Origin of the sequence: Micromonospora sp. NPDC007230, assembly GCF_042869115.1 — a bacterium.
Taxonomy (GTDB): Bacteria; Actinomycetota; Actinomycetes; order Mycobacteriales; family Micromonosporaceae; genus Micromonospora.
Genome location: NZ_JBIAFE010000003.1, coordinates 145,459 through 160,658 on the forward strand (window position 1 = coordinate 145,459; position 15,200 = coordinate 160,658).

The 15,200-nt window shown below is 72.5% G+C and carries 13 protein-coding genes; 3 read left to right on the forward strand and 10 right to left on the reverse strand.

The annotated features are described in order from the left end of the window. Positions 1-134: 134 nt before the first annotated feature. The 8 genes from ACFYML_RS05870 to ACFYML_RS05905 form a co-directional block, all read right to left on the reverse strand. A complete protein-coding gene (locus ACFYML_RS05870; RefSeq protein ID WP_357447625.1) occupies positions 135-1,145 on the reverse strand; it encodes a branched-chain amino acid ABC transporter permease in 1,011 nt (336 codons plus the stop codon). A gap of 73 nt (positions 1,146-1,218) precedes the next feature. Then, positions 1,219-2,100, reverse strand: a complete 882-nt coding sequence (locus tag ACFYML_RS05875) for a branched-chain amino acid ABC transporter permease (RefSeq protein ID WP_073835748.1) — start codon at positions 2,098-2,100, stop codon at positions 1,219-1,221. Between the two features lie 7 nt (positions 2,101-2,107). Next, positions 2,108-3,361, reverse strand: a complete 1,254-nt coding sequence (locus tag ACFYML_RS05880; protein ID WP_387419507.1) for an ABC transporter substrate-binding protein — start codon at positions 3,359-3,361, stop codon at positions 2,108-2,110. A 46-nt stretch (positions 3,362-3,407) separates the two neighbouring features. After that, the gene (locus tag ACFYML_RS05885) at positions 3,408-4,100 is read right to left on the reverse strand and encodes an ABC transporter ATP-binding protein (protein ID WP_073835750.1); all 693 of its coding nucleotides are present in this window, start codon (positions 4,098-4,100) and stop codon (positions 3,408-3,410) included. After that, positions 4,087-4,848 carry an ABC transporter ATP-binding protein gene (locus tag ACFYML_RS05890; protein WP_387419508.1) on the reverse strand — a complete coding sequence of 254 codons (762 nt, stop codon included), beginning with the start codon at positions 4,846-4,848 and terminating at the stop codon, positions 4,087-4,089. Before ACFYML_RS05890 ends, ACFYML_RS05885 begins: the two co-directional genes overlap by 14 nt. Before the next feature lie 338 nt (positions 4,849-5,186). Beyond that, positions 5,187-6,263: an alcohol dehydrogenase catalytic domain-containing protein gene (locus ACFYML_RS05895; protein WP_387419509.1), complete on the reverse strand. Its 1,077-nt coding sequence runs from the start codon at positions 6,261-6,263 to the stop codon at positions 5,187-5,189. After that, positions 6,260-7,702 carry an aldehyde dehydrogenase family protein gene (locus ACFYML_RS05900; RefSeq protein ID WP_387419510.1) on the reverse strand — a complete coding sequence of 481 codons (1,443 nt, stop codon included), beginning with the start codon at positions 7,700-7,702 and terminating at the stop codon, positions 6,260-6,262. Before ACFYML_RS05900 ends, ACFYML_RS05895 begins: the two co-directional genes overlap by 4 nt. Before the next feature lie 43 nt (positions 7,703-7,745). After that, a complete protein-coding gene (locus ACFYML_RS05905) occupies positions 7,746-8,399 on the reverse strand; it encodes a TetR/AcrR family transcriptional regulator (RefSeq protein WP_387419511.1) in 654 nt (217 codons plus the stop codon). A gap of 213 nt (positions 8,400-8,612) precedes the next feature. Here ACFYML_RS05905 and ACFYML_RS05910 point away from each other — a divergent pair, with 213 nt between their 5' ends. Then, positions 8,613-9,785 (forward strand): acyl-CoA dehydrogenase family protein, encoded by a 1,173-nt coding sequence (locus ACFYML_RS05910; protein WP_387419512.1) that lies wholly within the window; start codon positions 8,613-8,615, stop codon positions 9,783-9,785. 17 nt (positions 9,786-9,802) lie between these two features. Here the strand turns inward: ACFYML_RS05910 and ACFYML_RS05915 are convergent, their stop codons facing one another. Continuing rightward, positions 9,803-10,840, reverse strand: coding sequence for an aminotransferase class V-fold PLP-dependent enzyme (locus tag ACFYML_RS05915; protein WP_387419513.1), 1,038 nt, complete (start codon positions 10,838-10,840; stop codon positions 9,803-9,805). A 161-nt stretch (positions 10,841-11,001) separates the two neighbouring features. Between ACFYML_RS05915 and ACFYML_RS05920 the strand changes: the two genes are divergently transcribed. Beyond that, entirely contained in the window at positions 11,002-11,883 is an 882-nt protein-coding gene (locus tag ACFYML_RS05920; protein ID WP_387419514.1) for an SPFH domain-containing protein, read from the forward strand. Positions 11,884-12,086: 203 nt separating this feature from the next. Here ACFYML_RS05920 and ACFYML_RS05925 read toward each other — a convergent pair whose 3' ends face one another. Continuing rightward, positions 12,087-13,478 carry a cation:dicarboxylate symporter family transporter gene (locus tag ACFYML_RS05925; protein ID WP_387419515.1) on the reverse strand — a complete coding sequence of 464 codons (1,392 nt, stop codon included), beginning with the start codon at positions 13,476-13,478 and terminating at the stop codon, positions 12,087-12,089. Between the two features lie 134 nt (positions 13,479-13,612). Here ACFYML_RS05925 and ACFYML_RS05930 point away from each other — a divergent pair, with 134 nt between their 5' ends. Then, positions 13,613-15,199 (forward strand): ATP-binding protein, encoded by a 1,587-nt coding sequence (locus ACFYML_RS05930; RefSeq protein ID WP_387419516.1) that lies wholly within the window; start codon positions 13,613-13,615, stop codon positions 15,197-15,199. The last annotated feature ends 1 nt before the right edge of the window (position 15,200 follow it).

Sequence of the window (15,200 nt, forward strand, 5' to 3'; positions counted from 1 at the left end):
GGGGCCCCCCGCCCCCCGCGGGGGGGGGGGGGGGGGGGGCGGGGGGGGGGCAAACCCCCCCCCCCCCCCGCCCCCCCCCCCCCCCCCCCCCCAGCCCTCAACAGCAACCACCTCACAAGAGCAACCAGCGCAAGTCAGCTCCGACGACGCCAGCGCAACGCCAGGGCCGCGACACTCCCCCAGATCCCTCGCCGGAACAACAGCACGACCAGTACGAAGATCCCCCCGGTGACCAGCCCGATCGCCTCGAACCCGGAGAACGACAGCCAGTCCTCCAGGCGGACCACCAGCGCTGCCCCGAGCACGCCGCCCCAGAGGGTGCCGATGCCGCCGAGCACCACCACGATGACGGCCTTACCGGAGGTGGTCCAGTGCAGGACGTCGAGGGAGACGAACCGGTGGCCGACGGCGAAGAGTCCGCCACCGAGCCCGGCGAGGAACCCGGAGAGGACGAACGCGGTCAGCTTGTACCGGTGCACCGGGTAGCCCAGCGCGCGGGCCCGGGCCGGGTTGTCCCGGATGCCGACCAGCACCCGGCCGAAGGGCGAGTGGACGATCCGCCAGGCGGCGAGCAGGCCGAGCAGCACGATCGGCAGGATCGCGTAGTAGAAGTAGTAGTCGTCGGAGAGGTCGACGCCGAAGAAGGAGCGGGGCACACCCTGGAGGCCGTTCTCGCCCTGGGTGACCGAGCGCCATTCGTTGGCCACGTAGTAGACCATCTGCGCGAAGGCCAGGGTGACCATCGCGAAGTAGATCCCGGCGCGCTTCACCGCGAGGTAGCCGATCGGCAGCGCGAGCAGCGCCGCGGCCAGCGCCCCGACCAGCACCGCCGCCGGGAAGGGCAGGCCGGCGTGGATCGCCACCAGACCGGTGACGTACGCCGAGGTGCCCCAGAAGGCGGCGTGCCCGAAGGACATCAGCCCGGTGAAGCCGAGCAGCAGGTCCACCGAGACGGCGAAGAGCGCCCAGCAGAGGATGTCCACGGCCACCGCCGGGTAGAGCCCGTTGGGCAGCCAGAACGCCACGAGCAGGCCGACGGCGAGCAGCGCGTACCGGACCCAGCCGGGGGCGCGGGCGACCGCGACCAGGCCGGACGGGGGTGCCGGGCGGGCCGCGTCGGCGGGGGTGTCGACGGCGCTGGTCATGCCGTCACCTCGCTCCGCTCGGCGCCGTCATGACCTGTGGCACTGAGCTGATGATTCGCTCGCTGACGCTCGCTCATGCCGGGGCCTCCTCACGGCCGAACAGGCCGGCCGGGCGCCAGAGCAGCACCGCGGCCATCACCACGAACACGACGGTCTGCGACACGATCGGGAAGTCCGACAGGTATGCCTCGCCCCAGGCCTGGATCAGGCCGATGCCGAAGCCGGCGGCGACCGAGCCGAAGATCGAGCCGAGGCCACCGATCACCACCACCGCGAAGACCACGATGATCAGGTCGGCGCCCATCAGCGGGTTGACCGCGCGCATCGGGGCGGCGAGCACCCCGGCGAGCCCGGCCAGGGCGATGCCGAAGCCGAAGACCGGGGTGACCCACTTTCCCACGTCGATGCCGAAGGCCCGGGTCAGTTCGGGCCGCTCGGTGGCCGCGCGGACCACCATGCCGATCCGGGTCCGCCCGAGCACCCACCACACGGCCCCGCAGAGCAGCACGGTGAAGCCGAGGATGAAGACCCGGTACGTCGGGAAGTCGAAGAGCCCGAAGTCGACCGACCCGCTCAGCTCGGTCGGGGTGGCGTACGGGCTGGACTGCACGCCGTACCGCGATTTCACCAGGTCCTGGAGGATCAGCGTCAGGCCGAAGGTGAGCAGGAAGTTGTAGAGCGGGTCAAGCCGGGTCAGCCGGTGGATGACCGCCCGCTCCAGCACCATGCCGAGCAGGCCGAGGGCCAGCGGCATGATCACCAGAGCGGCCCAGAACGGCACGCCCGCCTCGGCGAGCAGCACGTACGCCCCGAACGCGCCGAGCATGTAGAAGGCGCCGTGGGCGAAGTTCACCACCCGGAGCATGCCGAAGATGACCGCGAGCCCGAGGGCGAGCAGGGCGTAGAACGCCCCGCCCACCAGCCCGTTGAACGTGTTCTGCAGGAAGCCCGACATCAGATCGTCACATCTGGCAGTCCGGCGAGGGGGCGCGGAACGCCTCGGCCGCCGGGATGGTCTTGAGGATCTTCACGTAGTCCCACGGCTCGCTGACCGCGGCCTGCGGCTTCACCTGGGCCAGGTAGGCGTCGTGGATGACCCGGTGGTCCTCGGCGCGGATCTTGCCGTTGCGCAGGAAGACGTCGTTGACCTCCTTGCCTTCGAGGCCCTTGACCACCGCGTCGGCGTCGTCGGTGCCGGCGGCCTGCACCGCCTCCAGGTACTGCATGGCGGCGGAGTAGTTGGCCGCGTGCGCGAAGGACGGCCGGGTGCCGGTCTCCTTCTGGAACTTGTCGGCCCACTCCCGGTTCTGCTGGTCGAAGTTCCAGTACCAGGCGTCGGTGTAGGTGGTGCCGGCGAGGGCGGCCGGGGTGAGCGAGTGGATGTCGGTGATGAACATCAGGCCCACGGCCAGCCCGATGCCCTTGTCCCGCAGCTTGAACTCGTTGTACTGCTTGACCACGTTGACCAGTTCGGCGCCGGCCTGCATGGTGCCGAGGACCTGCGGCTTCGGGTTCAGCGTCGGGGCCTTGAGCAGGAACGACGAGTAGTCGCCGCTGGTGTTCGGGAACGGTGCGCCGTCCTTGCCGACCACGGTGCCGCCGGCCGCGCCGATCGCCGCGGAGAAGCTCTTCTCCATGTCCTGCCCGAAGGCGTAGTTCGGGTAGAGGATGTACCAGTTCTTGCCGACCTGCTGGGTGGTCACCGTGCCGGTGCCGTGGGCCAGCATGTACGTGTCGTACGCGTAGTGGAACGTGTACTTGTTGCAGCTCTTGCCGGTCAGCTCCGTGGTGGCCGCGCCGATGTTGAAGTAGAGCTTCTTCTTCTCCTTGGCCACGTCGGCGACCTTCAGGGCGGCCGAGGAGGTCGGCACGTCGAGGATCGCGTCGACGCCCTTGCGGTCGTACATCTCCTGGGCCTTGCTGTTGGCCACGTCGGGCTTGTTCTGGTGGTCGGCGGTCTCCACCGAGATGTTCTTGGTGATCGCCTTGTCGCCGTACTTGGCCTTGAAGTCGGCGATGGCCATCTCCACGGCCTTGACCGAGTTCTTCCCGGACAGCTCCGAGTAGGCCCCCGACTGGTCGTTGAGGACACCCAGCACGATCTTGTCGCCGGTCAGCTTCTGGTCGCCGCCGGACTGCGGACCACCGCCGCCACAGCCGGTGACCAGCGCCGCCACCGCCGCCGAGGCGGCGGCCACACCCACGCTCCTGCGCATCTCAATCCCTTCCGTACCGCGCGGTCCGCGCGGGTCAGCCGTCGTTTCAGATCCCGAGGTACGCCAACAGCTCGCGCTCCCGCGAGCGCACCTCGGAGTTGTCCATCGCCTCCGCGATGCGTCCCTCGGCCAGCAGGTAGTGCCGGTCGGCGACGCCGGTGGCGAAGTGCAGGTTCTGTTCGACCAGCAGCACGGTCACGCCGTGCTTCTTGGCCTCCCGCAGCAGGTCACCGACCTGCTGCACGAGCAGCGGCGACAGCCCCTCGGTGGGCTCGTCGCAGAGCAGCAGCCGGGCGCCCATGCGCAGCACCCGGGCCAGGGCGAGCATCTGCTGCTCGCCGCCGGAGAGCATGGTGGCCGCCGAGTCGCGCCGGCTGTAGAGGGCGGGGAACGCCTCGTACACCCGCTCCAGCGGCCACGGGTCGGGGCCGACCCGGGGCGGCAGGGTCAGGTTCTCGGTGACGCTGAGGGTGGCGTACGCGCCGCGGTCGTCGGGGACCCAGCCGAGCCCGAGCCGGGCCCGCTTGTAGGCCGGCAGCCGGGTGAGCTCCGTGCCGTCCAGGGTGACCGTGCCGCGCTGGCCGGGGTGCAGCCCCATCACGCAGCGCAGCAGGGTGGACTTGCCGGCGCCGTTGCGGCCGACCAGGGTGACCACCTCGCCGGCGGCCACGTCCAGGCTCACCTCCCGCAGCACCTGCGCCTCGCCGTACCAGGCGGAGAGGTTCTCAATGCGCAGCATCGGCAGCTCCCAGGTAGGCGGTGATGACCCGCTCGTCGGCGCGGACCTGCTCGTACGGCCCCTCGACCAGGACCTTGCCGGCCTGCAGGACGGTGACGGTGTCGGCGAGCCGGCCGACGACGCTCATGTTGTGCTCGACCATGACGACGGTGCGGCCGGCCCGCACCCGCCCGATCAGGTCGACGGTGCGGTCGACGTCCTCCAGCCCCATGCCGGCGGTGGGCTCGTCGAGCAGCAGCACCTTCGGGTCGAGGGCGAGCGCGATGGCCAGCTCCAGGGCCCGTTTGCGCCCGTACGCGAGGGCCTCGGCCGGCGCCTCGGCCAGCTCGGCGAGGCCGACCATGGCCAGCAGCTCGTCGGCCCGGTCGCGGTAGCGGTGCATCAGCTTGGCCGAGCGCCAGAACCGCCAGCCCAGCCCGCTCGGCGACTGGAGCGCCAACGACACGTGCTCCCGCGCGGAGAGCTGGGGAAAGAGGCTGGTGATCTGGAAGGAGCGGGCCACGCCGAGCCGGGCGACCCGCTCCGGGGGCAGCCCGGTGACGTCCCGACCGGCCAGCTCGATCCGCCCGGCGGTGGGCGGCAGGAAGCCGGTGAGCAGGTTGAACAGCGTGGTCTTGCCGGCGCCGTTGGGCCCCACCAGGGCGTGCACGGTCTCCGGCGCCACGTCGAGGTCGACGCGGTCGACCGCCCGGAAGCCCCGGAAGTCCCGGGTCAGCCCGCGGGCCGACAGGAGCGCTTGCCCGGCCATCGCCACACCCTCCGCAGGTTGCGAGGCGACGACCAGGTCGGTGACGGGGGTCACAGGGCCGTCGCGTTCAGGAAACCTACGGTGCTCCGCAGGAGTCGAACCATGTCGATTCCCCACACATTCGGCCCGGGCCGGACGGCTCCGCTCGCCATAGGGAGGGCCCCCTCCGGTCCCTCCGCCGACCCGACACACCGATCGGCAGGCGTCGACATGTGGCGGCGCCACCTCACCCGGTGACGGCGTACTCCGGCAGGTGCAGGCCCTCGGCCCGGCTGAAGAACAGCCGTTTGGTGAGCCCGCCCGACCGGGCCGCTGAGCCGGTGCGGGCCCTCCGCCCGTCAGTCCGGGAAGGTGACCACCCAGCGGGCGCCCTCGCTCCGGGCGAGCCGGTCGAACGCCGCCGGCGCCTCGTCCAGGCCGACCGTCCCGCTGATCAGCGGACGCAGGTCCAGGCTGCCGTCGGCGAGCGCGGCGGCCAGCTCCGGCACCTCGCGGTCCGGGTCGGACGAGCCGTACACCGAGGAGCGCAGGGTGCGGGCGGAGTGGAAGATGTCCAGCGCGGCGAGGCTGACCAGGTCATCCCTCCCGCCCATGCCGACCACGGTCACCGCTCCCCCGCGCCGGGTCAGCCGCCAGGCGGCGTGGATGGTGGCGGCGCTCCCGACGCACTCGAAGGCGTGGTCGACGCCCCGCCCCTCGGTGCGCTCCCGGACCTTCTTGGCCAGCGTGTTCCCGGCGCGTAGGAAGTCGGTGGCCCCGGCGGCGACCGCGAGGTCCCGTTTGGCCTCGACCACGTCGACGGCGACGATCGGCGCGGCGCCGGCCCGGCGGGCGGCGGTCAGCACGGCCAGCCCGACCCCGCCGAGCCCGATCACGGCGACCGACTCGCCGGCGGCCACCCGGGCGGTGTTCCGGACCGCGCCGCTGCCGGTGAGCACCGCGCAGCCGAGCAGCGCGGCCCGCTCCGGCGGCAGGCCGGCGGGCACCGGCACGGCGGCGTGCTCGGGCACCACCACCTCCTCGGCCAGCGCGCCGAGGCCGAGGGTGACGTGCAGCGGGCTTCCGTCGGCGGTCTCGCCCCGGGCCACCACCGGGGCGGTGTTGGCGGCGCAGAGCCAGGGTTCGCCGTGCCGGCAGTGCCAGCAGGCGCGGCAGGCGGGGGCCCAATTGAGCACCACCGGCGTGCCGACGGCCAGCCGGGCCCCGGGGCCGGTCTCGGCGACCACGCCGGCCGCCTCGTGTCCCAGCACCAGCGGGTACGCGGGCGCGAGCGTGCCGTTGACCATGGCCAGGTCGGAGTGGCAGATCCCGGCGGCGCGGATGCGTACCCGCAGCTCGCCGGCGCCGGGGGCGGGCAGGCGTACCTCCTCGACGGCGGGTGTGGCGTCCCGGCCGCGGACGACCAGAGCCCTCACCGCTGGATCGCCTTGAGCTCGGTGAACTCCTCCACGCCGGCCGGGCCCAGCTCGCGGCCGAGGCCGGACTGCTTGTATCCGCCGAACGGCGCGAGCGGGTTGAACGCGCCCCCGTTGACATCGACCTGGCCGGTGCGCAGCCGCCGGGCGACGGCGAGGGCCTGGTTTTCGTCGGCGGACCAGACGGCGCCGGCCAGCCCGTACCGCGAGTTGTTGGCGATGGCGACGGCCTCGTCGGTGTCGCCGAACGGGATGACCGCGAGCACCGGGCCGAAGACCTCCTCCTGGGCGAGCGCGCTGTCCGGGTGCACGTCGGCGAAGACGGTGGGCGCGACGAAGTGCCCGCGCGGCGGCAGCGGCACGTCCGGGCCGCCGGCGACGAGTCGGGCGCCGTCGGCCAGGGCCCGCTCGACGTGGCCGCGGACCCGCTCGGCCTGGGCGGCGGAGACCAGCGGGCCGAGCCGGGTCGCCGGATCGAACGGGTCACCCGTCCGGTAGCCCGCGACGGCCGCCGCGATCAGGTCGAGCGCCTCGGCGTAGCGGTCCCGATGGACCAGCATCCGGGTCCAGGCGGTGCAGGTCTGCCCGGAGTTGAGGAAGGCGTTGCCGACCCCGACCTTGACCGCGGTGGGCAGGTCGGCGTCGGCGAGGATCAGGTTGGCGGACTTGCCACCGAGTTCCAGGGCGACCCGGGCGATCCGGTCGGCGACGAGGTGGGCGACCCGGCGACCGGTGGCGGTGGAGCCGGTGAACGAGACCAGGTCGACGTCGGGGTGGGCGGCCAGGGCCTCGCCGACGACCGGCCCGGTGCCGGGCACCAGGTTGACCACCCCGGCCGGCAGCCCGGCCTCGCTGACCGCGTCGAAGAGCAGGTACGCGGTGAGCGGGGTGAGTTCGCTGGGCTTGACCACCACGGTGCAGCCGGCCGCCAGCGCCGGGGCCACCTTGGCGACGACCTGGTGCAGCGGGTAGTTCCACGGGGTGATCGCGCCGACCACGCCGACGGGTTCGCGGACCACGAGCGAGTTGCCGACGGTCTGCTCGGCCGGCGGGCGGGCGGCGAGCTCGACCATGCTGCGCAGCACGGTGAGCGGGAGGCCGGCCTGCACCCGGGTGGCGAGCTTGAGCGGCGTGCCCAGCTCCAGCGCGACGGTGTGCGCGATCGCCTCGGCGCGGGCGGCGAGCGCGGCGTGCAGCCGGTCGAGGTGGGCGGCCCGCTCGGCGGGGGCGGTGGCCGCCCAGCCGGGGAAGGCGGCGCGGGCGGCAGCGACGGCCCGGTCGACGTCGGCCGGGGTGCCGGCCGGCACCTGCCCGACGATCTCCCCGGTGGCCGGGTTCTCGACCGGGATCGCCTCCCCGTCGGCGGGGTCGACCCACGCGCCGGCGACGTGCAGGTGCCGGCGGACCAGGAGGGCGGGCGGCGCGGCGGCGAGATCCATGTCGTCCTTCCCGGGGCGGAAACTAGCGTTGGGAGTTTTGACGCTACTCCGGAGCGGCGGCCCGCTCCAGGGGCGCCACGGTCCGCTCGTACTCGGCGTGCAGGCCGAGCAGCAGCGCGTCCAGGCCGAGGGCGAAGGCACCCTCGTCGACGCTGTGCTGGTGGCCGGCGAGCCGGTGCGCCTGGCTCAGGTGCGGGTGTCCGGTGTAGAGCGCCGGATCCTCGACGAAGCCCCGCGCGAACGAGCCGAGCGCGGAGCCGGCAACGAAGTAGCGCAGCGCGGCGCCGATGTGGGTGGCCCGGGCGGGCGGCCACCCCGCCCCGACCAGGCCGCCGTAGACCGCGTCGGCCATGGCGAGCGCGGCCGGCCGCCGGCCCGGCCCCTGGGCCAGGTACGGGACGATGTTCGGGTGCGCGGCGAGCGCCGCCCGGTAGGACCGGGCCCAGCGTCGCAGCGCCTCGTACCAGTCGCAGCGGCCGAAGGCGCTGACGTCCACGGTGGCGGTGACGCTGTCCGCCACCGCGTCGAGGATGGCGCCCTTGGTGGCGAAATGGTTGTAGAGCGAGGGGCCCTGCACGCCGAGCGCCGTGGCCAGCCGCCGGGTGGAGAGCGCGCCGAGCCCGTCGGCGTCGATCAGCGCCAGCGCCGTGGTGACGATCCGGTCCCGGGTGAGCAGCGCCTGTCGGGGTCGCGGCACGTCAGGCCACCCGTACCGGGTCGCCGCTGCCCTGCGCCCACCCTCGGCCGATTTCCGCCACGCCACTCTCCCCGTCGGCACCGCCTGCTCACGCACCCTAGTCAAGCCCGCCGGGGCGCGCCTCACCTCGACGGTGGAAGGAGCGGGCTGGACGGATGAAAACTTACGCCGCTAGTTTGAGCGTACCCGCCGCACCGACGCCGAGGGAGCACGGTGGACTTCGCACTGTCCGACGAGGAACGGGCCGTCCGGGACACGGCCCGCGCGTTCATCACCCGCGAGGTGCTGCCGCTGGAGCAGGAGGTGCTGCGCCGCGAGCGCGCCCACCGCCCCGGCCTGGAGCGGTCCGAGCTGCGCGAGTTGCAGCTCAAGGCGAAGCGGTTCGGCTTCTGGGGGCTGGCCACCCCGGAGCAGTACGGCGGGATGGACCTGCCGGCCGTCATGCAGTCGCTGATCTGGACCGAACTCGGCCGCACCTTCGTGCCGTTCCGGTTCGGCGGCGAGGCGGACAACATCCTGTTCCACGCCACCGAGGACCAGCGGCGAGAGTTCCTCCTGCCCACCATCGAGGGGGAACGGATCTCCTGCTTCGCGATCACCGAACCGGGCGCCGGCTCGGACGCGGCGAACATCCGGCTGCGCGCCCGACGGGACGGCGACGACTGGATCCTCGACGGCGAGAAGACCTTCATCACCAACGGCGACGACGCCGACTTCGCCATCGTGATCGCGGTGACCGACCCCGAGCAGGGCGTCCGCCACGGCGGTGCCACCGCGTTCCTGGTGGACCGGGCGATGGGCTGGCGGTCGGAGTTCATCCAGACAATGGGCGAGGGCGGTCCGGCATCGCTGATCTTCGACCGCGTACGCGTGCCGCACCGCAACATCCTCGGCGAGGTCGGGCAGGGCTTCGCGCTGGGCATGCAGTGGATCGGCAAGGGGCGCTACACCATCCCCTCCCATGCCCTCGGCATCGCCGAGCGGGCGTTGCAGATGGCGATCGACCAGGCCAACACCCGGGAGACCTTCGGCGCCAAGATCGGCACCAACCAGGCGATCCAGTGGATGATCGCCGACTCGGAGACCGAGCTGGAAGCGGCCCGTTGGCTGGTGCTGCGCGCCGCGTGGACGGTCGACCAGGGCCTGGATCCCCGGCACGCCTCGTCGATGGCCAAGCTCTACGGCGCCGGCATGGTCAACCGGGTGGTGGACCGGGTGCTGCAGATCCACGGCGGCATGGGCTACACCCGCGAGCTGCCGATCGAACGCTGGTACCGGCAGGTCCGGCTGTACCGGATCTTCGAGGGCACCGACGAGATGCAGCGCCTGATCATCGCCCGGGACCTGCTGCGCGGGTACACGAAGATCGGCGCCCACCTGGCCTGAGCGGCGACCGCTCCCGCTCAGTCCGTCAACGCTTCCAGGGCCCGGTCCACGTCCTCCTTGGTGGTGTAGAGGTGGAAGGAGGCGCGCACCCGGCCGGCGCGGACCGCCGCGCGTACCCCGGCCCGAGCCAGCTTCTCCGCCGCGCCGGGCACGGCCACCGTCACGATCGCGCTGTCGCCGGGCGGCCGGCCCAGCCCGACCAGGAACCGGTTGGCCAGCGCCACGTCGTGATCGCGCACGGCGGGCAGCCCGATCTCGGCGAGCAGCTCCAGGGTGGGCGCCGCCCCCACATAGCTGAACCACGCCGGGGAGATGTCGAAGCGCCGGGCGTCGTCGGCCAGCCGCAGCGGCGGGCCGTAGTAGGAGGCGTGCACGTCCTGGCCCGCGTACCAGCCGGCGGCGTCGGGGCGCAGCCGCTCGCGCAGCGCCGGGGCCAGGTAGGCGAAGGCGGTGCCGCGCGGCGCCATCAGCCACTTGTACGCCGACACCACCACCACGTCGGCGAGAGCCGCGTCGAAGGGCAGCCAGCCGCACGCCTGGGTGGCGTCCACCGCGACGAGGGCGCCGTGCGCCCGGGCCGCCGCGACGATCTCGTCGTACGGGGCGACGGTGCCGTCGGACGACTGCACCAGGCTGAACGCGACCAGGTCGGTGCCGGCGTCGATCGCGTCGACCAGGCCGGCCAGCGGCACCGTGCGGACCCGGACGCCCCGCTCCTGCTGCACCAGCCAGGGAAACAGGTTCGAGGTGAACTCCACCTCGGGGACGACCACAGTCGCGCCGGGCGGCAGCCCGGCTGCCACCGGGGCGAGCAGCTGCGACGCCGTGCTGCCGATCGCCACGTCCGCCGGCGCCACCCCGACGAGCCGGGCGAACCCGGCGCGGGCCTGCTCGGCGGCCTCGCCCCAGCCCTCCCAGGAGATCCGTCCCACCCGCCAGTCCGCCAGGGCGTCCTGCAACGCCACCCAGGCGGGCTCGGGCGGCAGCCCGTAGCTGGCGGTGTTCAGCCAGCCGGGCTGCGGCTGCCACAACTTCTGCGCGTCGTCGAGCTTCACCCCGCCGACGCTAGTGACGACGCCGACGCCCGGGCACGGCCAATTCGGGCGTCGTGGTTTGCGACGGCGCACCCGGCGGCGGATGCGCCCGCCCCGCCCCGGGCCGCCGGGCTTCTTGTCCCGGACGACTACCTTGCTGATCAAGTCAGCAAGCCACCCCCGTGAGAGGTACCGCGCACATGCCGTTCGGCTTCACCCTCGCGATCGTCGCCGCCCTCGCTGCGGCCATCGCCATCGCCGTCGCACTATTTGGCCCAGGCAGGAGCGTACGGCAGCGCGCCATGCTGGCGGCGGCCGCCGCCCTGGTCGCCACACTCGTTCTCACCCTCTTGTCGAGTGCCCACTCGGTACCCATCCGCTCGGTCGGGATCATCACCAGCTTCGGCAAGCCGACCGGCGAGGTCACCGGCTCCGGCCTGAAGTGGGTCGCGCCATGGCAGCGGGTCGGCGAGTGGGACGCCGGGCGGCAGAAGTACGACCACATCGGCAGCGACCACTGCGTTCGGGTACGCACCGGCACCCTCGCCGACGCGTGCGTCGAGGTGCTGGTCGAGTGGCAGGTCCGACCCGAGAACGCGCCGAAGCAGTTCATGGACTACAAGGGCGACTTCGACAGTTTCCGTGGGCAGCGGGTCGGTGTCCAGCTCGACAGCGCCGTCAACGACGCCTTCTCCACCTACAACCCACTGGAGCGGATCGACGCGAAGACCGGCAGCTTGAACGTCGACCTCAAGCCGTTCGCGGAGAGCATCAAGAGCAACGCCGAAGGCCGGCTGGCCGAGGACGTCGACATCTTGTCGGTCACCATTACCCGCGTCAACCACGACGACAAGACCGAGGGCAACATCAAGGCGTTCCAGGACAAGCTCGCCCAGACCCGCAATCTCGAACAGGACCGCCGCAACGCCGAGATCCAGAAGCAGATCACCGAGACCAACGCCAAAGTGGACAAGGTGACCCGCTGCCTGGAGATCGCCGAGAAGAACGGCAGCACGCCGGGCCTCTGCATCAACCCGGGCATCGTCACCGGCACCGCCAAGTGAACACTCCAGCCACGCCGAATGATCGGCGTCCGGTAGTCGGGCCGAACGCGACCAGACCCTACCGCCCCTGATCCGCAAGCGTCCTCGCGAGATCGTGCTCAAACATGGAAACAGTGGCCTCGCTCAGGCGGCGAGGCCACTGTTTCCTGGATCGAGCGCGATCTTGACGGGCGCGACAGGCCACCGGCGCGCCCGTGGCTGGATCAGGCGGGCACGTCGACCGGCGACGTGCGCCGCGACGCCGGCACCGCCTCGTCCGGCCCCCCGTGCGCGTCGTCCTCGTCGAGCATGGTCGCCTCGTCGAACGGACGTCCGCCGCCGAGCACGGCCTGGGCCTGCTCCCGGTCGAACTGGCCGGTCCAGGTGCCGACCAGCACGGTGGCGACCGCGTTGCCGGCGAAGTTGGTCAGCGCCCGGGCCTCGGACATGAACCGGTCGATGCCGACGATCAACCCGACGCCGTCGACCAGGTCCGGCCGGTGCGACTGCAGGCCGCCGGCCAGGGTCGCCAGGCCCGCGCCGGTCACCCCGGCCGCGCCCTTGGAGGCGATGATCATGAACACCAGCAGCGACACCTGCTCGCCCAGCGACAGCGGCTTGCCCAGCGCGTCGGCGACGAACAGCGACGCCATGGTCAGGTAGATGGCGGTGCCGTCGAGGTTGAACGAGTATCCGGTCGGCACGGTGATCCCGACGACCGGCTTGCTCACCCCGAAGTGCTCCATCTTGGCGATCAGGCGGGGCAGCGCCGACTCGGACGACGAGGTCGACAGGATCAGCAGGAACTCCCGGCCCAGGTAGGCGAGCAGCTTGAAGATCGAGATCCGGGCGACGAACCACAGCAGGGCCCCCAGCACCAGGAACACGAAGAGCGCACAGGTGACGTAGAACCCGAGCATGATCTGCGCCAGGCTCTTGAGCGCGTCCACGCCGGTCGCGCCCACGACGGCGGCCATCGCGCCGAACGCGCCGATCGGCGCCACCCACATGATCATCGCCAGCACCTTGAAGACGAGGCGCTGGATCACGCCGACGGCGCGCAGCACCGGCTCGCCCCGCGTACCCATGGCCTGCACGGCGAAGCCGACCAGCAGCGCGACCAGCAGCGTCTGGAGCACCTCGCCCTCGGTCAGCGCGGAGAGCAGCGAGGTCGGGATGACGCCGAGCAGGAAGTCGACCGTGCCGCCGCTCTCGCCACCGGCGGCGGCCTTGCCCGCCTCGGCGATGTCCGGGCCGAGGTTCAGGCCGGTGCCGGGCTGGATGATGTTGCCGACCACCAGGCCGATCGCCAGCGCCACGGTCGACATGAGCAGGAAGTAGCCGAGGGCCAGACCGCCGACCTTGCCGACCTTGGCCGCTTGGCGGACGGAGCCGACGCCCAGCACGATGGTGCAGAAGATGACCGGGCTGATCATCATCTTGATCAGGTTCACGAAGCCGGTGCCGAGCGGCTTCAGCTCCTTGCCGACCTCGGGGGCGGCGAAGCCGACCACGACGCCGGCCAGCACGGCCACGATGACCGCGAGGTAGAGGTAGCGCGTCCGGTCCCGGCGGGCGGGCCGGGCGGCCGTGGGGGTGGGTGAGGTGGTGTCCATTCCCACAATGTGAAGCGTGTCTCAGCACAGGGCATCCTTGCGTTCATTCTGTTCACCCCTGTGACTCGCGGCCGAAACGGGCCGCTGACCGGTGCGCCACACTTGCGGACGGCGCGCGGCGGAAGGAGGGGAACGTGGCCCGACGGCAGTGGAGCATCGCAGGGCAGTTGTTCGCCCTCCAGGCGCTGGTGGTGACGCTGCTGGTGCTCGCCGGCGCCGGGGGCGCCGTCTGGCTGGCCCGCAGCGACTCCCACCAGGCGGCGGAGGACGAGGTCCTGGCGGTGGCGCAGACCGTCGCCCGGTCCCCCGACGTCCGCACGGCGCTCACCACCGCCGACCCGCCGGCCACCCTCCAGCCGTACGCCGAAGCCACCCGGGTGGCCACCGGAACGGACTTCGTGGTCGTGATGGCCCCGGACCGGACCCGGTACTCCCACCCCAACCCGGACCTCATCGGGCAGCCGTTCATCGGCGACATCGGCCCCGCCCTGGCCGGCGAGCCGTTCACCACCACCAACGTCGGCACCCTCGGCGAGTCGGTGCGCGCGGTCGTGCCGGTGTACGGCGACGGCCAGCGGATCGTCGGACTGGTTTCGGTCGGCATCACCACCCAGGCGATCAACCGGAAGCTGCTCGGCCAGATCCCGGTGCTGCTGGGCGCCGCCGTCCCGGCGCTGGCCCTCGCGGCCACCGGCGCCTGGCTGCTCAGCCGGCGGCTGCGCCGGCAGACCCACGGCCTCGGCCCGACCCAGATGACCCGGATGTACGAGTACTACGACGCCGTCCTGCACTCCGTACGCGAGGGGCTGGTGGTGCTGGCCCGGGACGGTCGGGTGGCGCTGGTCAACGACGAGGGGCGCCGCCTGCTCGGGCTGGCCGAGGACGCTGCGGTGACCGACCGGCCGGTGGTCGGCATCGACCTGCCGCCCGCGGTGGCCGAGTTGCTGGACTCCGGGCGGGACGCGCACGACGAGCCGGTCCTCGCCGGTGACCGGGTGCTGGTGGCCAACCAGCGGACCACCCGCTTCGAGGGGACCGTGCTCGGCACCGTGCTGACCCTGCGCGACCAGACCGAGCTGCGCAACCTGGCCAGCGAACTGGACTCGGTACGTGCACTCACCGAGGCGTTGCAGGCTCAGACCCATGAGTCGGCCAACCGGCTGCACACCGTGCTGACCCTGGTGGAGCTGGGCCGCACCGACGAGGCGGTCCAACTCGCCACCCGCGACCTGGCGCTGGCCCAGCAGCTCACCGACCGGGTCGTCGGGGCGGTGACCGAGCCGGCGCTGGCCGCCCTGCTGCTCGGCAAGTCGGCCCGGGCCGGCGAGCGCGGCGTGGACCTGGTGATCGAGCCCGACTGCCGGCTCGACGACAGCCCGCTGCCCCCCACCGACCTGCTCACCGTGGTCGGGAATCTGGTCGACAACGCCCTCGAGGCGGTGGCCGGCACGCCGCCGCCGCGCCGGGTCCGGGTGTTCGTGGGCACCACCGACGACGAGATCGTGGTCCGGGTCGGTGACAACGGCCCCGGCCTGGACCCGGACCGGGTTGCGGACGCGTTCCGGCGCGGCTGGTCCACCAAGAGCGCCGGCCGGGGGCTCGGCCTGGCGCTGGTCGGGCAGGTGGTCCACCGGCACGGCGGCCGGACCGAGGTGGCCCGCGCCGACGACGGCGGCACCCTGTTCACCGTCCGCCTGCCGATCCCGCGGGAGGCCGCATGAG